The 23,037-nt window shown below is 64.9% G+C and carries 21 protein-coding genes and 1 tRNA gene; 16 read left to right on the forward strand and 6 right to left on the reverse strand.

Annotated features, from left to right (window positions below; all coding sequences use genetic code 11):
- Nucleotides 1-50 precede the first annotated feature (50 nt).
- The 5 genes from ACVJ6E_RS08645 (at nt 51) to ACVJ6E_RS08665 (ending at nt 5,570) form a co-directional block, all read left to right on the forward strand.
- Nucleotides 51-126 (forward strand) — tRNA-Lys (locus tag ACVJ6E_RS08645).
- A gap of 153 nt (nt 127-279) precedes the next feature.
- Nucleotides 280-792 (forward strand): hypothetical protein, encoded by a 513-nt coding sequence (locus tag ACVJ6E_RS08650; protein WP_208996635.1) that lies wholly within the window; start codon nt 280-282, stop codon nt 790-792.
- Between the two features lie 426 nt (nt 793-1,218).
- Nucleotides 1,219-2,187, forward strand: coding sequence for a TAXI family TRAP transporter solute-binding subunit (locus ACVJ6E_RS08655; protein WP_120267896.1), 969 nt, complete (start codon nt 1,219-1,221; stop codon nt 2,185-2,187).
- Nucleotides 2,188-2,298: 111 nt separating this feature from the next.
- Nucleotides 2,299-5,136 (forward strand): TRAP transporter permease, encoded by a 2,838-nt coding sequence (locus tag ACVJ6E_RS08660; RefSeq protein ID WP_120267897.1) that lies wholly within the window; start codon nt 2,299-2,301, stop codon nt 5,134-5,136.
- A complete protein-coding gene (locus ACVJ6E_RS08665; protein ID WP_120267898.1) occupies nt 5,133-5,570 on the forward strand; it encodes a universal stress protein in 438 nt (145 codons plus the stop codon). The genes ACVJ6E_RS08660 and ACVJ6E_RS08665 overlap by 4 nt, the downstream gene beginning before the upstream one ends.
- An 80-nt stretch (nt 5,571-5,650) precedes the next feature.
- Here ACVJ6E_RS08665 and ACVJ6E_RS08670 read toward each other — a convergent pair whose 3' ends face one another.
- The 3 genes from ACVJ6E_RS08670 to ACVJ6E_RS08680 form a co-directional block, all read right to left on the reverse strand.
- Complete coding sequence (locus ACVJ6E_RS08670; protein ID WP_120267899.1) at nt 5,651-6,739, reverse strand: YeeE/YedE family protein; 1,089 nt, start codon at nt 6,737-6,739, stop codon at nt 5,651-5,653.
- An 88-nt stretch (nt 6,740-6,827) separates the two neighbouring features.
- Nucleotides 6,828-7,160: an ArsR/SmtB family transcription factor gene (locus ACVJ6E_RS08675; RefSeq protein WP_120267900.1), complete on the reverse strand. Its 333-nt coding sequence runs from the start codon at nt 7,158-7,160 to the stop codon at nt 6,828-6,830.
- Between the two features lie 101 nt (nt 7,161-7,261).
- Nucleotides 7,262-7,663, reverse strand: a complete 402-nt coding sequence (locus ACVJ6E_RS08680; protein WP_491676425.1) for a hypothetical protein — start codon at nt 7,661-7,663, stop codon at nt 7,262-7,264.
- Nucleotides 7,664-7,871: 208 nt separating this feature from the next.
- Here ACVJ6E_RS08680 and ACVJ6E_RS08685 point away from each other — a divergent pair, with 208 nt between their 5' ends.
- The 10 genes from ACVJ6E_RS08685 (at nt 7,872) to ACVJ6E_RS08730 (ending at nt 17,089) form a co-directional block, all read left to right on the forward strand.
- Nucleotides 7,872-8,612 carry a cytochrome c biogenesis CcdA family protein gene (locus tag ACVJ6E_RS08685; protein WP_120267901.1) on the forward strand — a complete coding sequence of 247 codons (741 nt, stop codon included), beginning with the start codon at nt 7,872-7,874 and terminating at the stop codon, nt 8,610-8,612.
- 64 nt (nt 8,613-8,676) lie between these two features.
- Nucleotides 8,677-9,255 carry a sulfur oxidation c-type cytochrome SoxX gene (gene soxX, locus ACVJ6E_RS08690; protein WP_491676426.1) on the forward strand — a complete coding sequence of 193 codons (579 nt, stop codon included), beginning with the start codon at nt 8,677-8,679 and terminating at the stop codon, nt 9,253-9,255.
- A 56-nt stretch (nt 9,256-9,311) separates the two neighbouring features.
- A complete protein-coding gene (soxY, locus tag ACVJ6E_RS08695; RefSeq protein ID WP_120268359.1) occupies nt 9,312-9,764 on the forward strand; it encodes a thiosulfate oxidation carrier protein SoxY in 453 nt (150 codons plus the stop codon).
- Nucleotides 9,765-9,816: 52 nt separating this feature from the next.
- The gene (gene soxZ, locus ACVJ6E_RS08700) at nt 9,817-10,143 is read left to right on the forward strand and encodes a thiosulfate oxidation carrier complex protein SoxZ (protein ID WP_120267903.1); all 327 of its coding nucleotides are present in this window, start codon (nt 9,817-9,819) and stop codon (nt 10,141-10,143) included.
- Between the two features lie 86 nt (nt 10,144-10,229).
- Nucleotides 10,230-11,084 (forward strand): sulfur oxidation c-type cytochrome SoxA, encoded by an 855-nt coding sequence (gene soxA / locus ACVJ6E_RS08705; protein WP_120267904.1) that lies wholly within the window; start codon nt 10,230-10,232, stop codon nt 11,082-11,084.
- 144 nt (nt 11,085-11,228) lie between these two features.
- Nucleotides 11,229-12,923, forward strand: coding sequence for a thiosulfohydrolase SoxB (soxB, locus tag ACVJ6E_RS08710; RefSeq protein WP_120267905.1), 1,695 nt, complete (start codon nt 11,229-11,231; stop codon nt 12,921-12,923).
- An 84-nt stretch (nt 12,924-13,007) separates the two neighbouring features.
- Nucleotides 13,008-14,297 (forward strand): sulfite dehydrogenase, encoded by a 1,290-nt coding sequence (soxC, locus tag ACVJ6E_RS08715; RefSeq protein WP_120267906.1) that lies wholly within the window; start codon nt 13,008-13,010, stop codon nt 14,295-14,297.
- Nucleotides 14,281-14,943, forward strand: a complete 663-nt coding sequence (locus ACVJ6E_RS08720; protein WP_120267907.1) for a c-type cytochrome — start codon at nt 14,281-14,283, stop codon at nt 14,941-14,943. The genes soxC and ACVJ6E_RS08720 overlap by 17 nt, the downstream gene beginning before the upstream one ends.
- A gap of 68 nt (nt 14,944-15,011) precedes the next feature.
- A complete protein-coding gene (locus tag ACVJ6E_RS08725) occupies nt 15,012-15,737 on the forward strand; it encodes a c-type cytochrome (RefSeq protein ID WP_120267908.1) in 726 nt (241 codons plus the stop codon).
- Between the two features lie 74 nt (nt 15,738-15,811).
- Nucleotides 15,812-17,089, forward strand: coding sequence for an NAD(P)/FAD-dependent oxidoreductase (locus ACVJ6E_RS08730; protein WP_120267909.1), 1,278 nt, complete (start codon nt 15,812-15,814; stop codon nt 17,087-17,089).
- A gap of 78 nt (nt 17,090-17,167) precedes the next feature.
- Here the strand turns inward: ACVJ6E_RS08730 and ACVJ6E_RS08735 are convergent, their stop codons facing one another.
- Both ACVJ6E_RS08735 and ACVJ6E_RS08740 read right to left on the reverse strand, forming a co-directional pair.
- Nucleotides 17,168-18,148 (reverse strand): DMT family transporter, encoded by a 981-nt coding sequence (locus ACVJ6E_RS08735; protein WP_208996636.1) that lies wholly within the window; start codon nt 18,146-18,148, stop codon nt 17,168-17,170.
- 54 nt (nt 18,149-18,202) lie between these two features.
- Entirely contained in the window at nt 18,203-19,234 is a 1,032-nt protein-coding gene (locus ACVJ6E_RS08740) for an SPOR domain-containing protein (RefSeq protein WP_120267910.1), read from the reverse strand.
- Between the two features lie 270 nt (nt 19,235-19,504).
- Between ACVJ6E_RS08740 and glmS the strand changes: the two genes are divergently transcribed.
- The gene (glmS, locus tag ACVJ6E_RS08745; RefSeq protein WP_120267911.1) at nt 19,505-21,331 is read left to right on the forward strand and encodes a glutamine--fructose-6-phosphate transaminase (isomerizing); all 1,827 of its coding nucleotides are present in this window, start codon (nt 19,505-19,507) and stop codon (nt 21,329-21,331) included.
- A gap of 89 nt (nt 21,332-21,420) precedes the next feature.
- Here the strand turns inward: glmS and ACVJ6E_RS08750 are convergent, their stop codons facing one another.
- Nucleotides 21,421-22,878: a peptidoglycan-binding domain-containing protein gene (locus tag ACVJ6E_RS08750; protein WP_120267912.1), complete on the reverse strand. Its 1,458-nt coding sequence runs from the start codon at nt 22,876-22,878 to the stop codon at nt 21,421-21,423.
- Between the last annotated feature and the right edge of the window lie 159 nt (nt 22,879-23,037).

A 23,037-nucleotide genomic window follows, 5' to 3' on the forward strand; every position in this document is an offset into this window, starting at 1 on the left:
AATTCGCCTCTTGTCACGCCGGGCGCACATTGTTACAGGAACGCGCGTGTGAGCCTGTAGCTCAGTTGGTAGAGCAACTGACTTTTAATCAGTAGGTCCAGGGTTCGAGCCCCTGCGGGCTCACCAAAATCTTCCGCAGCGCGGCGGCCTCGAGAAACGGTCGAGACCGCCAAACGCGCGGGGGAATTCTGGTGGGCACCATTGCCGCCGGTCTTGCTGTGCCGCCTCGGCATTTCCTCTCTTTCCAAGCGCCTTGCCGCCATCTGACTCGGATCCGACATGCTGGATGCGGGGCTTGTTGAGCGTTTGCTCATCGGCTCGATTGGAAAACCCTTCCTTCATGATGTAGAGTTACGCTTGGGAATGACGGGAGCGATGTCCCGGCGCCGGCCTTGTCCGGACCGGCCACGCGCATCGTCTATCGACCATCCTGCCGATGCTGTGTACAACTGTTGGCAGGGGCAAGTGATCATCACAACGACGGAACGGACGCACGAGACGATGTCTGACACCTCCGGCGGAAACAGCACGGCAGAGTATGAGTTCCTGAGGGGGCACATCGCTGCGACCATGGCACTCATCCATGGGCTGATCGCGCAAGGTGCGCTCGACCGTCAGGCGCTCGACGACTACTTTACCGATTACCTCAGCCGTCTGCCGCACACGCGCGAAACGCTTGCCTTGCGTCTGGTCATAGATCAGTGGCGCCAGGGCCTTCGCGAGGGGCAGGACGAGGCGCAGCTGCGTCGCAATTTCCTCGAAGTGATCTCCGGCGGCAAAAGCGGCGACTGAAGTCTTGCCGCACTAGTGCCGCCGCGGCCGATGCGCGGACGCGCCGATTGTCTGCAAGATATCGCAAGAATGTCCTGCAATCTTCCAGACGGCCTCTCTCCATTTTTTCCAGAACCTCTACAGGGGGTTGGAAGACCGTCCACTTTCGGTCTAACCTGACTTTCCGCATTTTCGCGGGAAGGCTGTGGCAGTCCTGTCCAGCTCACGCGCCAGAAGCGAGGAGAGGAGGCGGTTGTTCGTGCGAAGGCAGCTTTCGAGACTGCCGGCAGGCGGCGCGATCCCATGCAGGATCGAGCCCTGTGCGCGAATGCCGGTCCCGTGTAACGGGCCCACGATCTTCCTGAACCGCTTCGAAACGGGAGGCCCGTCCTGACGGCTTTTCCCTGCGTGTCGCACGAAACCGCTGCCTATCACGGGAGGCACCATATGAAACTCTTCAAGTCATTGACCCTTGGTACGATGCTCGCCGGCGCCATGGCGCTGTCCGGCACGGCCCAGGCCGAGACCTTCATCACCATCGGCACCGGCGGCCAGACCGGCGTCTACTACCAGGTCGGTGGCGCTATCTGCCGCTTGGTCAACCGTGGTTCGGCCGAGCACGACATCAAGTGCACGCACACGACCGGCGGCTCGGTATCCAACATCAACGGCATCCGCGCTGGCGACCTCGACATGGGCGTCGCCCAGTCGGACTGGCAGTACCACGCCTATAACGGCACGGCCCCCGACACGTTCCCGGATGGCAAGTTCGAGGAGCTGCGCGCGGTCTTCTCCGTGCATCCGGAGCCGTTCACCGTGGTGGCGCGCGCCGATTCCGGCATCAAGACCTTCGACGACCTGAAGGGCAAGCGCGTCAACATGGGCGATCCGGGCTCGGGCGCCCGCGCCACCTTCGAGGTGGTGATGGACAAGATGGGCTGGAGCGCCTCGGACTTCTCGCTCGCCGCCGAGCTGAAGTCGGCCGAGCAGTCGGCCGCGCTGTGCGACAACAAGATCGACGCCATCGTTTTCACCGTCGGCCACCCGGCGGGAACGATCAAGGAGGCCACCACCTCCTGCGACTCGCGCCTGATCAACGTCGACAATGACGTCATCCGCAAGCTCGTCGACGACAACCCGTTCTACTCCATGGCGACCATTCCGGCCGGCATGTATGCGGGCACCGACGAGGACACCACGACCTTCGGCGTGGGCGCGACCTTCGTCTCCTCGACGAAGACCTCGCCGGACGTCATCTACGCGGTGACCAAGGCGGTGTTCGAGAACTTCGGTCGCTTCAAGCAGATGCATCCCGCCTTCGAGAACCTGAAGGAAGAGGACATGATCAAGAACAACCTCTCGGCACCGCTGCACGAGGGGGCAGAGCGCTACTACAAGGAGCGCGGCTGGATGTAATCCAGGTTCCGGGCCGGCGCGGTTCCTTCGCGCCGGCCCATTTTCTTCCGGATTGCGCTCGGGCAACTCCGCCTGATGCGTCAAGGTAAAGGTCGAACCTGTGGGGGGCTCATGAGCGAAGGCACGAACAAGGGACAACTGAGCGCGTCCGAGCTTGAGGACCTGGTTGCCTCGACCGATACGGGCGGACGCAATCCGGCCAACCGGCAGGTGGCGATGCTGATTGCCGGCGTCGCGCTGGCCTGGTCGCTGTTCCAGATCTGGATTGCCTCGCCGCTGCCCTACAGTCTGGGCATCGGCGTGTTCTCGAGCCGCGAGGCGCGGCCGATCCATCTCGCCTTCGCGCTGTTCCTCGCCTATCTCGTCTTTCCCGCCTTTCGCAATTCTCCGCGGCGCTCCGTGCCGATCGCCGACTGGGCGCTGGCCATCGGCGCCACGGCCTGTGCGCTGTATCTCTTCGTTTTCGACACCGCGCTGATCAAGAGCCTGATGGGCTCGCGGCTCGCCGACCGCCCGAACAATCCGAACAGCACCGACGTCGTCGTCGCCGTGCTGGGCATCCTGTTCCTGCTGGAGGCGACGCGCCGCGCTCTCGGTCCGCCCCTGATGATCGTCGCGATCGTTTTCCTCGGCTACACGTTCCTGGGGCCCTATGCGCCCGGTCTGCTTGCCTGGAAGGGCGCGAGCTTCAACGCTGTCGCCTTCCACCAGTGGCTGTCGACGGAGGGCGTCTTCGGCATCGCGCTCGGCGTTTCCACCGATCTCGTCTTCCTGTTCGTGCTGTTCGGCGCCTTGCTCGACAAGGCGGGAGCGGGCAACTACTTCATCAAGGTGGCGTTCTCGCTGATGGGCCATTTCAGCGGCGGTCCGGCAAAGGCTGCGGTCGTCGCTTCCGGCATGACAGGCCTCATTTCCGGCTCGTCCATCGCCAATGTGGTGACCACCGGCACCTTCACGATCCCCATGATGCGCCGTGTCGGCTTCTCGCCGGAAAAGGCCGGCGCCGTCGAGGTGGCTTCGTCGGTCAACGGCCAGATCATGCCGCCGGTGATGGGCGCCGCCGCCTTCCTTATGGTCGAGTATATCGGCATCTCGTATTTCGAGGTGGTCAAGCACGCCTTCATCCCGGCGATCATCTCCTACATCGCTCTGGTCTACATCGTGCACCTGGAAGCGATGCGGAAGGGCATGGAGGGGCTGCCGCGGGCGAGCGAGCCCAAGCCGCTGAAATGGGCGTTGATCTCCTTCGGCGTGACGATTTCGGTGATGCTGGCGATCGCGGGAGGCATCTACTACCTGTTCGCCGCCTTCGAGGCGCTCGGCAGTTCGCAGAACCGTCTGTTCGCGATTCTGATCGTCCTCGGGCTCATTGCCTGCGTTCTGGCCCTGCTGCGTTCGCGGGCCGGCGAGGACACGCGCATGCGCGTCCTGTCGACCGGGGCGCTGGTGATCGGCGTTGCCGCCATCGCGTCCTTCGGCCTGTTCTTCTTCATGGACGTGCTGTCGCGACTGGCCGGCGATGCGACCCAATGGGCGGTCGCGGTGCTCCTCCTGGCCGTCTATGTGGGGCTCGTGCGGTATTGTGCGCAGTTTCCCGACCTGGAGATGGACGATCCGAACGTGCCGGTGGTGCGGCTGCCGGAGCCGGGGCCGACGGTCAAGTCTGGCCTGCACTTCCTGCTGCCGGTCTTCGTGCTGATCTGGTGCCTGATGGTGGAGCGGCTGTCGCCGTCGCTCTCGGCGTTCTGGGCGGCGATGCTGATGATCTTCATCCTGCTCACCCAGCGCCCGCTCTTCGCCTATTTCCGCAAGGAGCCGACGGAAGGAACGGTGGCGCGCGGCTGGTCGGAGCTGATCGACGGCATGATTGCCGGCGCGCGGAACATGATCGGCATCGGCATCGCCACGGCGGCGGCGGGCATCATCGTCGGTGCGGTGTCGCAGACGGGCGTCGGCGCGGTGCTGGCGGCGCTGGTGGAGTTCCTCAGCCAGGGGCAGATCCTGCTGATCCTGATCTTTACCGCGATCCTCAGCCTGATCCTGGGCATGGGCCTGCCGACGACGGCGAACTACATCGTCGTTTCCTCGCTGCTGGCGCCGGTTATCGTCGCGCTGGGGCAGCAGAACGGGCTGATCGTGCCGCTGGTGGCGGTGCATCTGTTCGTGTTCTATTTCGGCATCATGGCGGATGTGACGCCGCCGGTGGGGCTTGCCTCATTCGCGGCGGCGGCGGTCTCGGGCGGCGATCCAATCCGCACCGGTTTCGTGGCGTTCTTCTATTCGCTGCGCACCGCGCTGCTGCCGTTCCTGTTCATCTTCAACACCGACATCCTGCTGATCGACGTGACGCCGCTGGAGGGCGTCATCGTCTTCATCGTTGCAACCGCCGCGATCCTGATATTCACGGCCGGAGCGCAGGGGTATTTCATCGTCCGCTCGCGGCTTTGGGAATCGGCGGTGCTGATCCTGGTGGCGTTCACGCTGTTCCGTCCCGGCTTCTGGATGGATCTCACCGTCGCGCCCTATGAATCGGTCAATCCGACGAGCCTTGTCGAGACGCTCGAGCGGGCAGCGCCAGGCACGGAGCTGCGTGCGACCGTGGCGGGCATGAACGATGTCGGCGACCCGATCACTCTGACGATGATGATCCCGGTCGGCGATCAGCCGACAGGGATCGACCGGCTCGATGCCTTCGGGCTGCAGGTGCTGGAGCAGGACGGCAAGCTGATCGTCGACGGTGCGACCTACGATTCGCCCGCCCAGCAGGCCGGCTTCGACTTCGATCAGGTGTTCCAGACGCTCGACATGCCCAATAACCAGCCGCCGCGCGAGCTGTTCTACATCCCGGCGCTGCTGCTGCTGGGCCTGGTCTATATGCTTCAGCGCGGCCGCAAGCGGCATCAGATGGAAGACAAGCGGCAGAAGGCCGGCAAGGAGGCGACCGCATGAGCTCGATATTCAAGCACATTCTTGCCTGTATCGATCTCGGCGACGTGCCGACTTCGGCCAAGGTAATCACCGCGGCGATGGAGACGGTGGGGGCGGACGACACGCTGCATGTCTTCACCGCCGTGCCGGATTTCGGCCGCAGCATCGTCGGCTCGTTCTTCCCGGACGACTACGAGAAGTCGGCGATCCAGAAGACGCGCGACGCGCTGCACGGCTTCATCGATACGCATGTGCCTAAAGGCACGCGGGTGCAGGCGGTGATCGGCCACGGAAACATCTACGAGGAGATCCTCGTTGCCGCTGACAAGGTGGGGGCCGACCTCATCGTCATCGGATCGCACCGGCCGGAACTGAAGGACTATCTGCTGGGTCCGAATGCGGCACGCGTGGTTCGCCACGCGCAGGTGTCGGTGCTGGTCGTGCGCGAGCGCTGAGGCGCGGCCAAGGCGAACGCACGGAGTAGGAAGGCATAGGGCGGTGCGCGGTCACGCGTGCCGCCTCGCCACATTAGGCGTCAGGTGCCGTGCGAGCCGCGCTGGCCGAACAGGCCCATGATGCTGCCCTCGATCAGCCAGGCGAGGCCGAGGCGGGCGCCGATTGCGATGGAAATCAGCACCAGGGGCGCGGAGAGGGCCAGCACCGAAGCGGCGGTGATGCCCTGACCGATGGTGCAGCCGAAGGCGAGAATGCCGCCGGTTCCCATCAGGAACGCGCCGACCATGTGGCGCCGCAGTTCGCGCACATCGTCGCATGCCTCCCAGCGGAATTCGCGCTTGAACAGGGCGCCGGCAAGCGCGCCGAAGGTGACACCGAAAACCGAGCCGATGCCGAAGGTTAGCGTCGCGCCGCTGTAGGTCATCACGTAAACCAGCGCGTCGCCTAGCGGACGCACGAAGGTGAAGGATTCCAGTTTCTGCGGCTCGAACGGATTGCTGCCGAGCAGGCCGGTGGCGAGCCATCCGCCGGTGACCGCAAGGCCGACGGCGATGCCGCTGACGACCAGACGCGTTTCGGACCGGAAGGTGCCATCGCGCAGGGCCCAGGCCGCCAGGAGGCCGGCGACGACGAGCCCCAGCGCCGCGCCCGTCTCGATGCCGAGCATCGTGTCGAGGATATCATCCAGCGCCGTGCCGCCCAGCGAGGCCAGCGACAGCGTGAACGGATCGATCAGGATCTGTCGCAGCACGCCGGTGACCCCGCGCATCGCCATGTAGGCGGAGACCGCCATGACGAGAAACGTCACGACGGAGCGCAGGTCGCCGCCACCGATGCGGGCGAGGGTGCCGAACCCGCAGGTGCCGACGAGCGCCATGCCGATGCCGAACATCAAGCCGCCGGCAATCGCGCCGAGCCAGGGGAGGGTGGAGGGAAGGTAGATCGAGCGTGCCGGATCGATATGACCGAAGGCGATGGCGATCTGGGTCAGCGCCAGCGCGACGGCTATTGCCAGCGCCCAGCTGCGCAGCCGGCGCAAGTCGCCGCCGAGAAACGCGTCCTCGAGCGCGCCCATGGTGCAGAACCGGCCCACACGCGCAGCAAGGCCCAGCACCACGCCGCCAGCAAAGCCGCACAGCGCCATGACCAAGGATGTCTGCATCTCCATCGGCCGCGCCTCCCCTTCGCGTACGACTGGATTTATCGATTGCTTTCCCCCGGCGGCCCGTCGCCCGCCGAAGGCCGTTCGGCCCGGATCAGTCCCGGCAGAAGACGGTGTAGACCGCCTCGATGATCTGGCGGGCATCGTCGTTTGCCAGACGGTAGTAGACGGTCTTTCCCTCGCGCCGGGTGGTCACCAGCTTGTCCATTCTCAGCCGCGCAAGCTGCTGGGAAACGGTCGGCTGACGCAGCGAGAGCAGGGCCTCCAGCTCCGTGACGGATTTTTCCCCCTCCGCCAGGATGCACAGGATGAGCAAGCGGCTCTCGTGAGCGATCGCCTTCAGGAAGTCGCTCGCGGTCTTCGCGCGATCAACGATCCTGTCGAGATCGTCCGAACACTCGAGGTCCTTGATTCCCGGAAGTGCCAAATGCGTGTCCCTTGTCGTCGGCCCGCTCGCGCGTGGCGCGGGCGGAAAAGTTGTGCTGCTCAGTATACAGGGCTCGGGTGCGTATCGCATCCGCTCGCAGGTCAGCCGGCGGCTGGCCGCTCCTGCGTATCGTGTGCGGACGGTCGCAACTCCTCGATCATCCGGCCGAGAAGGCCCCAGAAGAAGTCTTCTCCCGGATAGCCGCGAATGCGGCCGATCTCGCGTCCGTCCTCGATCAACGCGAAGCTCGGTGTGAACCGCTCGCCCTTCATCCACGCCAGATCATCGGGCATCGGTTCGTGGATGTCGACGCGACGAAGTGGCGCCTGCCGGCCTTCCTCGGTCTTCGGGTAGATCGGCCCGATCTCCGCGTGCCAGCGGGCGCACCATTCGCAGCCCTTCTGCTCGAACATGACGAGTTCGGCCGCGCGCGCCTGCGGAGCGGCGAAAACGGCAAGGGCCGTCACCAGCATCAGGGTCAGTTTCATGGCCGGCCAGCGCATCGTCATTCTTCCTGCTCGCCAAAAGGTGAGGGGACACGTCTATCCCGCGAGCCTATACCAAAACAAGTGGATCATATGCGAAAAGGGGAATACGAGTTGAGGCAAGGGGTCACATTGCCGTGTAGCGTGTATCCGTTATGCCGGGCGATATCAGTTCGCCGCTCACCTCGGCGTCCCACCCGGTCCCAGACAGCAAGCAGGTAGGCTCATGTTTCAGGACGTCACAGTCATCGGCGCGTTTTTCGCAGGCCTCCTCTCCTTCGTCTCTCCCTGCGTGCTGCCGCTGGTTCCGCCCTATCTCGGCTTTCTCGCCGGCGTCTCCCTCGACGAGCTGACGGGCGAGGGCGAGGAGGAAAAGGCGGATCCGCGCAAGGTGTTCTTTGCATCGCTTGCTTTCGTCCTGGGCTTCTCGACGGTCTTCGTGGCGATGGGGGCCAGCGCCTCCTTCATCGGCCAGTTCGTTACGCAACACATCCAGGTGCTGGGCTATGTCGCGGGCGCGGCGATCATCGTGATGGGCCTTCACTTCCTAGGCGTCTTCCGCATCGGCCTGCTGTACCGGGAGGCGCGGGTGCATGTGGAGCGAAAGCCCGCCGGCTTGCTCGGCGCCTATGTGATCGGCCTTGCCTTCGCCTTCGGCTGGACGCCCTGCGTCGGGCCGATCCTGGCGGCGATCCTGTTCGTTGCCGGCACCGAGGAATCCGTATTGCAGGGAGCCGTCCTGCTCGGGTCCTATGCCTTGGGGATCGGCGTGCCGTTCCTGATTGCGGGCCTGTTTGCCGGCCCGTTCATGCGGTTCATGCGCCGCTTCCGCAAGCATATGGTGACGGTGGAGCGGGTGATGGGCGTGTTCATGATCGTCACCGGCGTTGCCTTCATGACCGGCCAGATGGCCCGTTTTTCCTTCTGGCTGCTCGAAACGTTTCCCGCTCTTGCCGTCATCGGCTAAGCTGGTGCCGCATCCTGGGGGGAATGCGGTCGCATCAATGTATTCTCATAAATGAATATGTGAATTGATTGCCTTTCCCGATGGTGCTACGGTTTCATCAGGTCGGTTGAATCGACCGCCAAGAAGACAAGGCCGGGAACGCGGCCTGACGCTGGCGCAAGCCGGTCAGAGGGAAGGAAAACAGCCCATGAGCCTCTTTCGTAGGGGTATGACGGCCGCGTGCGTCCTGCTTGCAGGCGTTGCAGCGGCTGCTGCCGAAGACATCGTGTCCTACGAAGTTGTCGACGGAACCATTCCGAAATCGCTGACAGGCGTTCCCGGTGATCCGGCCGCCGGCCGCAAGGCGGTGATTGACCGCCGGCTCGGCAATTGCGTCGCCTGCCATACGGCGACGGAACTGTCCGACCAGCAATTCCACGGCGAGGTCGGCCCGCCGCTCGACGGCGTGGCCGATCGCTGGGACGAAGCTACCCTGCGCATGATCATCGTCAACCCGAAGATGGTCTATGAGGGCACCGTGATGCCGGCCTTTTATCGCAATGACGGTTTCCACCGGGTGGCGGAAAAATTCGCCGGAAAGACCATCATGACCGCGCAGCAGGTCGAGGATGTGGTCGCCTATCTGATGACGCTCAAGGATTGAGCCGCGGACGCCGGACGGGCTGCCGCGACCAGTCGATCTTTCGCGAGGAACTCAAGATGAACATGACACGACGCCAGGCGCTGGCCCTGGGTGCGGGAGCCGCCGTTCTCGGAATGACCGGGCTGCCGCGCTTCGCATCGGCGGAAGACGCCAAGGTGCAGGCGGCTATCGACGCCTTTGCCGGCGGTGCCTCCATCGAGACGGGCACCGTTTCGCTGTCCGCGCCGGAGATCGCCGAGAACGGCAACACCGTGCCGATCGGCGTTTCCGTCGACAGCCCGATGACCGAGGCCGACCACGTGACCTCCGTCATGCTGCTGGCGGCCGGCAACCCGCAGCCGGGCGTGGCGACGTTCCACTTCACGTCCATGTCGGGTTCGGCGGATGCCACCACCCGCATGCGGCTTGCCAAGACGCAGGACGTGATCGCGCTGGCCAAGACGTCTACGGGCAAGGTCTTCATGGACCGCAAGACCGTCAAGGTGACGATCGGCGGCTGCGGCGGCTAAGCCCGCCGGCCTGCGTCCATTCTTCTACATTCATCGCCAGCAGGAGCGCGAGATGTCCAGTTCCAAGCCCCGCGTCAAGGTGCCGAAGACGGCGTCCAAGGACGAGGTCATCCAGATCAAGACCCTCATTTCCCACAAGATGGAGTCCGGCCAGCGCAAGGACGACCAGGGGAATGTCATTCCGCGGTCGATCATCAACAAATTCACCTGCGAGTTCAACGGGAAGACCGTCTTCTCCTGCGATCTCGAGCCTGCGATCTCGGCCAATCCTTACCTGGAATTCAGCGCCAAGGTGCCGGAGACGGGCACGTTCAAGTTCACCTGGGTGGACGATGACGGCTCGGTCTATTCCAGCGAATCCAAGATCACCGTCGAGTAAGGCGGCCCCTGCCGGCGATGGGGGTCGCCGGTGGACATTCGAACGGCAGAAGGCGGGTTGGCAGCTCGCATCACAGGGGGAGGCATATGAAGAAACTTGCGGGCACACTTATCGCCGGCACGGCCGCTATCGCGGTCCTGGCGACGGGAGCCGCGATCGGTGACGAGACCGAGATGCCGAGCATCGACGGTACGACCATCGTCACGCGGGTGGCGCCGCCCGAGGGACACCCCCTGAGCGAGGTGATCTCCGGCTTCGAGTTCAGGACCAAGGAAACCCAGGACCTCGAGCTCGACGACTTCAACAACCCCGGCTTCCTGATGGTCGAGCAGGGCGAGGCGCTCTGGTCGACGGTCGAGGGCAGCGCAGGCAAGTCCTGCGAAAGCTGCCATGGCGATGCCTCCGAAAGCATGAAGGGCGTGCGCGCCTCCATGCCGAAGTGGAGCGAGGCTGCCGGCAAGCCGATGGCGCTGGAGCAGTATGTCAACGCCTGTCGGACCGAGCGCATGGGCGCGGATGCCTGGAAATGGGAATCCGACCAGATGCTGGGCATGACGGCTTATGTCGGCCTGCAGTCCCGCGGCATGCCTGTCGCGCTCGACCTCAAGGCGGGCGACATGCAGAGCTGGTGGGACAAGGGCAAGGAGATCTACTACACCCGCAGCGGTCAGTTGGATCTCGCCTGCGCCAGTTGCCACGAAAGCAACTACGGCAACTATATCCGCGCCGACCACCTCAGCCAGGGGCAGTCCAACGGCTTCCCGACCTACCGGCTGAAGTGGCAGAAGATGGGCTCGCTGCATCGTCGTCTCAAGGGCTGCATGGCGGATGTCCGTGCCGAGCCTTACGACGTGGGGTCGGACGAGTTTGTCGCGCTGGAGACCTATCTCGCCTGGCGCGGGACGGGCCTTTCGGTCGAGACGCCCGCGGTGCGCAACTAGGCGCAACCCGGATCCGGGGCGGCGCGTGCCGCCCCGATCAGTGCCGAAAACAGACATGTACCGTTCGCGCCCCTGCGGCGCAACGGCTCCGCTTTGCCCGCAGCCGGGCGACAGCGGCGAACGACCCGGAGTGGATGAGCGAGCATGATTTCGCGGCGTGAGTTCCTGATGGCGGCGGTGGCCGCCGGTGCCCTGACCAGCGGTTCCGGCTTCGGCCAGTGGGCGCGGCTGGCGGCCCAGCAGAGCCTGAGCCAGGACGACCTCCTATCGTTCCGGCCGCTCGGCAATGTCACCCTCGTGCATCTGACGGACATCCATGCCCAGCTGATGCCGGTCTATTTCCGCGAGCCGTCGACCAATCTGGGCGTCGGCGAGGTGAAGGGCCTGCCGCCGCATGTGACCGGCGAGGATTTCCTAAAGCTCTACAACCTGCAGCCGGGCTCTCCGGAAGCCTATGCGCTGAGTTCGGTCGACTTCGATTCCCTGTCGCGTGCCTATGGCCGGATGGGCGGTGTCGACCGTATCGCCACCGTGCTGAAGTCGATCCGCGCCGAGCGCGAAGACCGGATGCTGTTCCTCGACGGCGGCGACACCTGGCAGGGCAGCTATACCTCGCTGAAGACCGGCGGCATGGACATGATCGAGGTCATGAACGCGCTGGCGCCGGACGCCATGACCGGCCATTGGGAGTTCACCTATGGCGCGGAGCGCGTCAAGGAACTGGTCGAGGGACTTCCCTATGCCTTCCTCGGCAGCAATATCCGCGACACCGAATGGGACGAGGCGGTCTTCGAGCCCTATCGCATCTTCGAGCGCGGCGGGATCAAGGTCGCCGTAATCGGCCAGGCCTTCCCCTACACGCCGGTCGCCAATCCGCGCTGGATGATGCCCGACTGGTCGTTCGGCATTCGCGAGGAGGAGGTTCAGGCCAATATCGACGCGGTGCGCGCGGAAGGCGCGGAGCTCGTCGTCCTGCTGTCGCATAACGGCTTCGACGTCGACCGCAAGCTGGCGAGCCGGGTCACCGGCCTCGACGTGATCCTCACCGGCCACACGCATGATGCGCTGCCCGAGCCGGTGAAGGTGGGCAAGACGCTCCTGGTCGCCACCGGTTCCAACGGCAAGTTCGTCTCGCGCCTCGATCTCGATGTGCAGGGCGGCGAGGTGAAGGACTTCCGCTACCGGCTGATCCCGATCTTCTCGGACGTCATCGCGCCGGACGCGGAGATGGCGGCGCTGGTGGAAAAGGTCCGCGCACCCTATGCGGACGAGCTGGCGCGCGAACTGGCGACGACCGAAACGCTGCTCTACCGGCGCGGCAACTTCAACGGCACGTTCGACGATCTCATCTGCGATGCCTTGCTGGAGCAGCGCGAGGCGCAGATCGCCCTGTCGCCGGGCTTCCGGTGGGGCACGTCGGTGCCGGCCGGCAAGCCGATCACCGTCGAGGACCTGCACAACGCAACCTCGATGACCTATCCGGCGGCCTACCGCTCTGAGATGACCGGCGCGATGCTGAAGGACATTCTCGAGGACGTGGCCGACAATCTCTTCAATGCCGATCCCTACTACCAGCAGGGCGGCGACATGGTGCGCGTCGGCGGCATGGCTTATTCGATCGATCCCACCAAGGAGATCGGCAGCCGGATTTCCGACATGACGATCATCGCCGACGGCTCAGCCGTCGAGGCCGGCAAGAGCTATATGGTGACCGGCTGGGCCAGCGTGAACGAGGGGACGGAAGGCCCCGCGATCTGGGATGTGGTCGAGGCCCATCTGAAGGATCGCGGCACGGTCACGCTGGAGCCGAACCGCGCCGTGCGCGTCACCGGAATCTGAGAGAACGAATACGGGGCACAGTTCCGCCCTTAATGTTCAATCATATGAAATCGCGTATCTGAAAAGATGCCTGCGGAGGACGAGATGAAAAAAACACCAGGACCTGAGGGCGCGCTGGCAAGCCCGGGCCGCCGGTCGCTTCTGAAGGCGGGCCTTGCCGCCGGCGGGCTGGTCGCGACAGGCGGTCTTGCCCGGGCCTCGGAGGTCAATCCCGACAACCTGCCGCCGAATGTCGCCGACTGGAGCCGCTATCTGGGCGCGGGCGTGGATGCGGCTCCCTACGGCATGCCTTCCGAGCATGAGGCGCATGTCGTGCGTCGCAGCGTCGAATGGCTGACGGCCTCGCGCGAGAGTTCGGTGAACTTCACGCCGCTGCACGAGCTGGACGGCATCATCACTCCGAACGGCCTGTGCTTCGAGCGTCATCACGGCGGCGTGGCCGATGTCAATCCGACCGACTACCGGCTGATGATCAACGGTCTGGTCGATACGCCGCTGGTCTTCACGCTCGACGACCTGAAGCGCTTCCCGCGCGAGAACCGGCTGTACTTCCTGGAATGCGCTGCCAATTCCGGCATGGAGTGGCGCGGTGCCCAGCTGAACGGCTGCCAGTTCACCCACGGCATGGTCCATTGCGTCATGTATACGGGCGTGCCGCTGAAATACCTGCTGGAAGAGGCGGGGGTGAAGACCAACGGCCGCTGGATCATGCCGGAGGGCGGAGATTCCGCCGGTATGAACCGCTCGATCCCGATGGAAAAGGCGCTCGACGACTGCATGGTCGCGTTCAAGATGAACGGCGAGGCGCTGCGCCCCGAACAGGGCTATCCCGCACGCCTGGTGGTGCCGGGCTGGGAAGGCAACATGTGGGTCAAGTGGCTGCGCCGCATCGAGGTGGGCGACGAGCCGTGGCATGCTCGCGAGGAGACGTCGAAATACACGGACCTGCTGGAAAGCGGCAAGGCGCGGCGCTTTACCTGGGTGATGGACACCAAGTCGGTGATCACCAATCCGAGCCCCCAGGCGCCGATCCTGCACGGCCGCGGCCAGACGGTCCTGACGGGCCTTGCCTGGTCGGGCAACGGACGGATCACCCGGGTGGATGTGACCACCGACGGCGGGCGCAACTGGCACCAGGCACGGATCGACGGGCCGAGCCTGCCGAAGGCGCTGCATCGCTTCTACTACGAGTTCGATTGGGACGGGTCGCCGCTGCTGCTGCAGTCGCGCGCCTATGACGATGCAGGCTTCGTACAGCCGACCAAGGACGAACTGCGCGCGGCGCGCGGAACCAACTCCATCTATCACAACAATGGTATCCAGACCTGGGAGGTCAAGGCCAACGGGAGCGTTGAAAATGTCGAGATCTCTTAAGTCCGCCGCTCTGATCCTGTCGCTTGTTCTTGCGGGAGCGATGCCTGCGAGCGCCGGGAAGCTCGGCCTTGGAACGCCGGCCACTCCCGAAGAGGTCGCCGGCTGGGACATCGACGTGCGCCCGGACGGGCAGGGGCTGCCGGAGGGACGGGGAACCGTTGCCGAGGGCGAGGCCATCTTCTCCGAGCAATGCGCGGTCTGCCATGGCGATTTCGGCGAGGGAGCGGGCCGTTGGCCGGTTCTGGCTGGCGGCAACGGGTCGCTGTCGTCGCACGATCCGGTGAAGACGATCGGTTCCTACTGGCCGTATCTGTCGACCGTCTACGACTACATCTACCGGGCCATGCCCTTCGGGAATGCGCAGAGCCTTTCGCCCGACGAAACCTATGCTATCGTTGCGTATCTTCTCTATCTGAACGACGTCGTGACGGATGAGGAGTTCGAGCTCTCGAAGGAGAATTTCAGCTCGATCAAGATGCCCAACGAGGATGGGTTCATCGACGATACGCGTTCGGAAGAGCCGATGAAGGCGACAGCCGAGCTGTGCATGACGGATTGCAAGACGGATGTGAAGGTCACCAAGCGGGCCCGCATCATCGACGTGACACCGGAGGACGAAGAGGCCGCCGGCATGTCCGTCGACTAGACGGTCTGCCCGGGCGGCGGGCCACGCGTATTTCTCGTCACCTTGGGAGGGGGAGTGCGAGAATGGGAATGAGCGGCGTTCGGCTGTGCATGCTCGGCATTGCGCTGGCGGTTGCCTGGGCGGGGAGCCAGCTTTTGGCGCAGGCCCGAGACGAGTTGGTGGTGCAGGGAAGCAAGCTGTTCCGCCAATGCCAGTCCTGCCATCAGGTCGGGCCGAAGGCCCGGCACGCGGTCGGCCCCTATCTCAACAATATCTTCGGTCGCCGGGCCGGCACCCTCGAAGGGTTCCGCTATTCCGACGCCATGGAACAGGCCGGACAGGGCGGTCTCGTCTGGGACGAGGGCGCCCTGTCCCGTTTCATCGCCGATCCGTCCGGCGTGGTGAAGGGGACGCGGATGAAGTTCCGCGGCCTCAAGGACGAGGCCGACCGGAAGGCGCTCGTTGCTTTCATCCGGCAGCATTCGCCGGGCCCCTCCAACATTCCCGAAACGCCGCCGACCGCGCCTGTTCATGCTTCGGCAGGCGATCCCGACCTGCCCGAGCACATCCTGTCGATCGCGGGCGATCCCGCCTATGGCGAATACCTGTCCAGCGAGTGCGTGACCTGCCACCAGGCGAGCGGCGAGGACAAGGGCATTCCCTCCATCACCGGCTGGCCGGTGCGCCGCTTCGTGACGGTCCTGCATTCCTACAGGTCGAAGCACCGGGAAAACCCGGTGATGCGCTCCGTGGCCGCGAGCCTGACGGACGAGGAAATCGCCTCGCTTGCGGTCTATTTCGAAACGCTTGAGTGAGGAGCAAGGACGAGGGTAACTTTGGGTTGAAAATTCAAGGGAAGCCCGCAAAGCGGGAACGGGAGGAGCAAGACATGGGGATCACACGGCGAGGGTTTGCGAAAGGGACTGCGGCGATTGCCGGTGCGGGGCTGCTGACGGGAATAGGGCGTGCGGCCTATGGCCAGGCGCGGCCCAAGGTCGTGGTGATCGGCGGCGGCGCCGGCGGCGCGACGACAGCCCGCTATCTGGCGAAGGACAGCAAGGGGGCCATCGATGTCACTCTGATCGAGCCGACCAAAGCCTATTACACCTGCTTCTTCTCCAATCTCTATCTCGGCGGCTTCCGTTCGCTTGAGTCCATCGGCCACACCTACGACAAGCTGGCCTCCGACTTCGGCGTGAATGTCGTTCATGACTGGGCCGTCGGTATCGACCGCGACGCGAAGACCGTGTCGCTCGCCGGCGGGGGCACCGTTCCCTACGACAAGCTGGTGGTCGCGCCGGGTATCGACCTCATCTACGACAGCGTGCCGGGCTATTCGCTGGAAGCCGCTTCGCTGATGCCTCACGCCTGGAAGGCGGGAACCCAGACCGCGCTCTTGAAGAACAAGATCGCGGCGATGCGCGAGGGGGGAACCTTCGCCATGGTGGCACCGCCCAATCCCTATCGCTGTCCGCCCGGGCCGTATGAGCGCATCTCCATGGTTGCGCACCTGCTCAAGACTTCCAATCCGACGGCAAAGATCGTGGTGATCGATCCCAAGGAGGCGTTCTCCAAGCAGGCGCTGTTCATGGAGGGCTGGGAGAAGCACTATCCCGGCATGGTGGAGTGGCTGCCCGCGTCCATCCATGGCGGCATCGAGAGCGTCAATCCGGAAACGGGCGAGATCGTCACCGGCCTCGATACGATCAAGGCGGATGTGGCCAACGTCATTCCGGCGCAAAAGGCCGGACGGATTGCCGAGGCGGCGGGTCTAACCAACGAGAATGGTTTCTGCGCCATCGAACCGGCGACGCTGCAGAGCAAGGTGGACCCGAACATCCATGTGATCGGCGATGCCTGCATCGCCGGCGACATGCCCAAGTCCGCCTTCTCCGCCAACAGCCAGGCGAAGGTCGCGGCCATGGCGATCCGGGCGGACCTGACCGGATCGAGCAAGTTCCCGCCGCGGTTCTCCAACACGTGCTGGAGCCTCATTGCGACCGACGACGGCGTGAAGGTGGGCGCGAGATACGAAGCCGGCGAAGACAAGATCGCCTCGGTCGACAGCTTCATCAGCCAGACCGGCGAGGATGCGGCTTTGAGGAAAACGACCTACGAGGAATCGGTCGGCTGGTACGAGGGTATCACCGCCGACATGTTCGGCTGAGCCTCGAGTGCTTGCAGTCAGGGAAGCTTCAGCCGCCGGGCCGAAAGCCCGGCGGCTTTTTCGTTTCAGTCCAGCCGGTTATTCGGCGCCGGGAAGCCGTTTATGCGGCAACAGGCGCAGGGTCGATGCGGGGAGCAAGGCGGCGATCTTCCGCCACAACGCGGCGGGCGCGGTTGCGAGCAGAAGACCGGCCATCACCAAAAGAAAGCCGGCAAAATGATAGCCGTGCAGCTCCTCTCCAAGGAAGATCACGGCCATGAGCACACCGTAGGGGGGCAGCAGGTACATGAACAGTCCAGCGGTCGAGGGGCCGACCACCGCGATGCCATGCTGGAAACAGTAGAAGGCCAGCACGGAGGAGATGGAGGCGAGGCCGAAAATTGACAGCCAGGCGTCGAAAGAGGCGGGGAAATGCCCGGTGTCGGCGATCTCGACCAGCGTGAAGGGAGCAAGCGTCACGACGCCTGCGAAAGCCAGGGCCGCGAACAGCGACATCGTCGGGATGGAGGAGAGCGTGCTGCGCTTCAGCAGCACCGAATAGATCGCCCAGCTCAGGGCTGCGATGGCGAAGATCACATCGCCCGCATTGAAGCGGAGGGCGAACAGCTGGGCCAGAGATCCCTTCACCACGATGGCGACGACGCCGAGGATGGCGAGGACAATGCCGATGGCTTCGCGCCGACCGATGGCGCGACCGCGAAACAGCCACTCCAGCACCAGGATCAGAATCGGTGACGAGGTGTAGATCAGCGTTCCGTTGGTGGCGCTGGTGTAGCGTAGCGCGAAATAGACGCCGGCACCGCAAAACCACATCCCGAGCAGGCCCATCAGGCCGATCAGGTCCCAGTTCCTGACGATGTCGCGGCCATGTGTCTTGAGGCCGGGCCATGCGAAGGGCAGGAGGATCAAAAGGGCGACGAGCCAGCGAAGGAAGGCGAGCGTCCACGGCTCCACCGTATCGGCGGCGGCGCGGCCGATGACGATGTTGGACGCGAAGAACAGCGGCATGACGAGAAGCAGGGCAAAAGCCCGCTGCCGGACATTCGTGGGATCAAACATGGAAAGCCTGAGCTGGGGAGGGGCAGCCGCTCGAAACGCGCCGCAGGCACGTCTCTAGCGTTGCTCGGCGCGGTCCTGTGGGAACGGCACGGGCCGGCAACTGATACCCTCGTCAGCGATGTGGACGCAAGTCGCCGCTGCATCGGCGGCGTTGGGGTAGGGACCGACATAAAGCCTTACGCCCTTGCCGTCCTCTTCGGGCACGATCCGGCTGACCAGCTGCGCCGGCAGATCCTTGCGCGCCGCGCGCAGGCCCGTCCAGGCTTCCTCGGCCGCGCTCTGCGAGGCATGCAGGCCGAGATCTATGCCGAAATCCGTGCGCTGGATCCGGTCTCCGCTGTCGGAGGCGATGTGACCGGCCGCGTTCCGCACCGAAAGACCGGGTTCCTCGGCGGCGGGAGCCTGTTCTTCGGGAGCGGGAATGGATGCGGTGGTAACCGCTTCGCCGGGTACCGGCAAGGCGACGATGCGAACCGGCTCGCGCAAGGTTTCGGGCAGCGCCGCTTCAATCAGATTTTTGGATTCAGCATCCTTATTTGCCGGCAAAGCATCCGCGACGGGGGCGGAGGGCTGCGGCTCGGCCAGCCGTGCGTTTGGTGCCGGCACTGTCTCGACCGGCGTTGCCGCTCCGGCGCGGGCGTCGACCGCCGCATCCATGTCCTGGCGGAAGTTGCGGGAGGACGTGTTCGTCTCCGCATCCTCCCTGCGCTCGGCAAGGATTTCGCCGCGTTCGTGCATGATGGACATGGCGCGGCGCAACGCGGCGACCTCGCGGCGCAGCGTCTCGAGTTCGGCCTGCATCAGGCGGCGTGCTTGTGCGCTCTCGACACCACCGTCCGACGGGTAGACCTCGATCTCGCCGGGCTTGCGCGGGGTGATCGAGGCGGTCCGCCCGACCTCACCTGGCGGGGGCAACAACGTCGCGCCGGCATGGCGGCCGTCAAAGGGCGATTCCTGTGCGAGGAAAACCGATGCAGCGCCAACAACGGCAAAAAGCATCGCGCCGCCGCCCCACAGGGCAACCGATCGCGTGTCGCCGGATATCCGAACCGGCCTTTTTCCCTTGCTCGCCTTCAGCGGTTTCACGCCGCGTATCCTGCGCCTGCCTCGTCTCTCACCAGAGAACGCCGAACATGGTTAACAAGGCCTGAAGTTTCTGTCGACACAAAGGCTTTTGGGCAACTTTGCCCAGATCGCGTGGCAGGTGTTTTGTCTTTGTTTGCAAATCCGTGTCACGAATTGAAACAGGTTTTGATTGTGCGGAAAGAGGCTGCGTTCGCTAAGGGTGTGGCCAGACACCACGGGCGCGATGCCAAAACGGCGCGCACCTGCAGCGGCCTTTGGAGACACTCACATATGTGCGGAATCGTCGGTATCTTGGGAAAGCAGCCGGTCGCAAGCCTGCTTGTCGATGCGCTGAAGCGGCTGGAATATCGTGGCTACGATTCGGCCGGCGTTGCAACGCTCGATGACGGCCGGCTGCTCCGCTGCCGTGCGCCCGGCAAGCTGCGCAACCTTCAGGAAAAGCTGGAGCGCGCACCGCTCGCCGGCCTTGCCGGCATCGGCCACACCCGGTGGGCGACGCACGGCGCGGCGACCGAGGCCAATGCCCATCCGCATTCGGCGCCGGGCGTGACAGTCGTTCATAACGGCATCATCGAGAATTATCTGGAGCTGCGCGGCGAACTGCAGGCGGATGGCGCGCAACTTTCCAGCGACACGGATACGGAAGTCGTCGCGCATATGGTCTCGCGGGAGCTTGCCCGCGGCGCCAGCCCGCGCGATGCAGTGGCCGTGACGCTGCCCAAGCTCAAGGGAGCATTCGCGCTGGCGTTTCTCTTCGAGGGGCAGGGCGACCTGCTGATCGGCGCAAGGCGCGGATCGCCGCTCGCCGTCGGCTATGGCGAGGGCGAGATGTTCCTCGGCTCGGACGCCATCGCACTGTCGCCCTTTACCGACCGCATCTCGTATCTGGAGGAAGGCGACTGGGTGGTCCTCACCCGTCACAGCTGCGAGATCATGGATGCCTCGAATACGCCGGTCGAGCGGCCGGTGATCGCCTCGCAGGCCGTCTCCCTCACCATCGACAAGGGCAACTATCGCCACTTCATGGCCAAGGAGATCCACGAGCAGCCGGAGGTCATCGGCCATACGCTGTCGCGCTATCTCGACCTGTCGAAGATGCAGACGACCTTTGCCAACGGCACGTCGATCGACTTCGCACCGCTCGACCGTCTGATCATCTCCGCTTGCGGGACCGCCTATTACGCGGGCCTCGTGGCGAAGTACTGGTTCGAGCGCTACGCAAGGCTGCCCGTCGACATCGACGTGGCGTCCGAGTTCCGCTACCGCGAAATGCCGATCCGCAAGGGCGACATGGCGCTGTTCATCTCGCAGTCCGGCGAGACGGCGGACACGCTGGCGGGCCTTCGCTACTGCAAGTCGCAGGGCATCAAGGTCGCGGCGGTGGTCAACGTGCCGGAATCGACCATCGCCCGCGAGGCGGATCTCGTGTTTCCGACGATTGCGGGTCGCGAGATCGGCGTTGCCTCGACCAAGGCCTTCACCTGCCAGCTCGCTGTCCTTGCCTCGCTCGCGGTGCATGCGGGTGTGCAGCGCGGTCATCTGTCCGCCGACGAGGCCGCCGGGTTGGTCCGCGCCCTTGCCGAGGTGCCGGGCACGGTCAATCGCGCGCTGTCGCTCGAGGCCGAGGTGGAAGCGCTGGCGCAGCCGCTGTCGCGGGCCCGCGACGTGCTCTATCTGGGGCGCGGCACCAGCTTCCCGCTTGCCATGGAAGGTGCGCTCAAGCTCAAGGAAATCTCGTATATCCACGCGGAAGGCTATCCGGCCGGAGAGCTGAAGCATGGCCCGATCGCGCTGATCGACGAGGATGTTCCGGTCATCGTCATCGCACCGTTCGACCAGGTGTTCGAGAAGACCGTCTCGAACATGGAGGAAGTTGCGGCACGCGGCGGCAAGGTGGTGCTGATCACCGACGAGAAGGGAGCTGCGGCCTGCGGGGCGCCGACTTGGCGCACGGTCGTGGTGCCGGATGTGCCGGAGTTCATCGCGCCGATCGTCTTCGCCCTGCCGGTGCAGTTGCTGGCCTATCACACCGCCGTCTTCATGGGCACGGACGTGGACCAGCCGCGCAATCTCGCGAAATCCGTGACGGTGGAATAAGCGGCAATCGTTCGTATTTTCGATCTGAAGCGAAAAGGCCGCCCGGAGATCCTCCGGGCGGCCTTGTCTTTGCGGGCGTGGAGGGGCGATCAGTTCGCCGGCTTCTGCTCGTCCGTTGCAGCCTCGTCGTCGTTTGCGGCAGGGCAGAGCATGCCCAGCGCCCCGACGGTGACGCAGGAGCGGCACCAGGTGATGCCCTGACGCTCCTGCTGCTCCAGCAGTTCCTCCTCGCTCATGCCTTCCGGCGCCGGGATGCAGCTGCGGCCGCAGGGCTCCAGGCTTTCGTCCTCCGCGCTGAGCAGGCTGTAGAGCCGGCCGCTGGCGCAAAGGGCGGGGGCCGCGGCAAACGGGCCGGCCGAGGGAACCTCACCGGCATCGCCGGTCTCGGTGCCGCCCGCATCCGTATCCTCGCCGGTGCCCGTGTCGGGTTCGGTTCCGCCGCTTCCGTTCTCACCGGCCGGGTTGCAGGCGGCAAAGAGCTTGGCCAGCGTCTCGGGGTCGGTATACGGAGCTTCCTCGGTGCCAAGATCGCTGTCCTCACGGAAGCTGGCCCAGGCATCGCGGGTGCGGCGGCCGGTCAGGCCGTCGACCGGGCCGGCATCGTAACCGGCCGAGTTCAGGCAGGCCTGGATCCAGGAGATGTTCTCCTGCGGGGTCGGTGCCGGACGCTCCGGTGCGCAGCCTACGCCGAAGGGGCGATAGCCCTGCGCGCAGACGCAGCGGTTCTGGTTCGAGGAATAGACGAACGGGAACGTGCAGGCCTGGCTGTCGCGGCGCACGCATTCGCCGCGGTCGACCACATAGCCGCTCGGGCAGATGCAGCCGCCTGCGGACCGCGAATACTGCCAGGGAGCGACGCAGGCCGGCGGGGTGACGATCGGCGGGACCGGAACCGGCAGGATGCAGCGGCGCTCGCGGGCGGAGTAGATGTAGGGCAGACGGCAGACCGGCGGGCGGTCCGGCATTACGCAACGGTCGCCGCGGCGCACTTCCGGCGGGCGGCAGACAACCGGGGGCAGCACGCAGCGGCCTGCGCGCATGACACGCGGCGGACGGCACACCTCGGGACGCTCCGGCATGACGCAGCGATTGCCGCGGCGGACCTGCGGCGGCGGGCAGACGATGGGCGGCATGATGCAGCGGCCGTTCTGCATGACCCGCGGAGGTGCGCAGATCACCGGGGCCGGCAGCACGCACCGACCGTTGCGCATGACCCTCGGCGGCAGGCAGACGGCGGGACGCTCAGGCATCTCGCAGCGCCCCCCGCGCATGACGCGCGGCGGCGGGCAGAGGACCGGCCGGTCGGGACGGACGCAGCGTCCGTTCTGCATCACCCGCGGCGGGGCGCACAGGATCGGCCGTTCGGGCAGGACGATGGGCCTGTCGCGACCAAGGTCCAGCGGCTGGGCAGCAGCCTGGGTCTGCAGCAGGGCGAAAAACGCCAGCGTCATCGCCATCAGCAACCAGACGGCGCCCCTCACGCTTGCGGCCAGGAGTGGCGGGTCGGCGCAGGTCGCGCCCGCAAAGGCATGTGATCTCTTGGTCATTGCCAAATCCTCGCATTCTCTGGTTTGACCGTCGGCCAGTCCTGGCGGGATCGGATGACGGGATGAGGCAAGTCTGCGCGCGCGGTTGTCCTCTCGCCGTGATCGGCATCACATGGTGCGACGCCTTGTCACACGATGGTAAACCACTGGTGAGGAAGA

The sequence above is a fragment of the Stappia sp. G46H5W genome (assembly GCF_058448995.1).

Coding starts and splice junctions, on each gene's coding strand:
- ACVJ6E_RS08650 (WP_208996635.1), top strand. CDS start 280: ATGCTGGATGCGGGGCTTGTTGAGCGTTTGCTCATCGGCTCGATTGGA.
- ACVJ6E_RS08655 (WP_120267896.1), top strand. CDS start 1,219: ATGAAACTCTTCAAGTCATTGACCCTTGGTACGATGCTCGCCGGCGCC.
- ACVJ6E_RS08660 (WP_120267897.1), top strand. CDS start 2,299: ATGAGCGAAGGCACGAACAAGGGACAACTGAGCGCGTCCGAGCTTGAG.
- ACVJ6E_RS08665 (WP_120267898.1), top strand. CDS start 5,133: ATGAGCTCGATATTCAAGCACATTCTTGCCTGTATCGATCTCGGCGAC.
- ACVJ6E_RS08670 (WP_120267899.1), bottom strand. CDS start 6,739: ATGGAGATGCAGACATCCTTGGTCATGGCGCTGTGCGGCTTTGCTGGC.
- ACVJ6E_RS08680 (WP_491676425.1), bottom strand. CDS start 7,663: ATGCGCTGGCCGGCCATGAAACTGACCCTGATGCTGGTGACGGCCCTT.
- ACVJ6E_RS08685 (WP_120267901.1), top strand. CDS start 7,872: ATGTTTCAGGACGTCACAGTCATCGGCGCGTTTTTCGCAGGCCTCCTC.
- soxY (WP_120268359.1), top strand. CDS start 9,312: ATGAACATGACACGACGCCAGGCGCTGGCCCTGGGTGCGGGAGCCGCC.
- soxZ (WP_120267903.1), top strand. CDS start 9,817: ATGTCCAGTTCCAAGCCCCGCGTCAAGGTGCCGAAGACGGCGTCCAAG.
- soxA (WP_120267904.1), top strand. CDS start 10,230: ATGAAGAAACTTGCGGGCACACTTATCGCCGGCACGGCCGCTATCGCG.
- soxB (WP_120267905.1), top strand. CDS start 11,229: ATGATTTCGCGGCGTGAGTTCCTGATGGCGGCGGTGGCCGCCGGTGCC.
- soxC (WP_120267906.1), top strand. CDS start 13,008: ATGAAAAAAACACCAGGACCTGAGGGCGCGCTGGCAAGCCCGGGCCGC.
- ACVJ6E_RS08720 (WP_120267907.1), top strand. CDS start 14,281: ATGTCGAGATCTCTTAAGTCCGCCGCTCTGATCCTGTCGCTTGTTCTT.
- ACVJ6E_RS08725 (WP_120267908.1), top strand. CDS start 15,012: ATGAGCGGCGTTCGGCTGTGCATGCTCGGCATTGCGCTGGCGGTTGCC.
- ACVJ6E_RS08730 (WP_120267909.1), top strand. CDS start 15,812: ATGGGGATCACACGGCGAGGGTTTGCGAAAGGGACTGCGGCGATTGCC.
- ACVJ6E_RS08735 (WP_208996636.1), bottom strand. CDS start 18,148: ATGTTTGATCCCACGAATGTCCGGCAGCGGGCTTTTGCCCTGCTTCTC.
- glmS (WP_120267911.1), top strand. CDS start 19,505: ATGTGCGGAATCGTCGGTATCTTGGGAAAGCAGCCGGTCGCAAGCCTG.
- ACVJ6E_RS08750 (WP_120267912.1), bottom strand. CDS start 22,878: ATGACCAAGAGATCACATGCCTTTGCGGGCGCGACCTGCGCCGACCCG.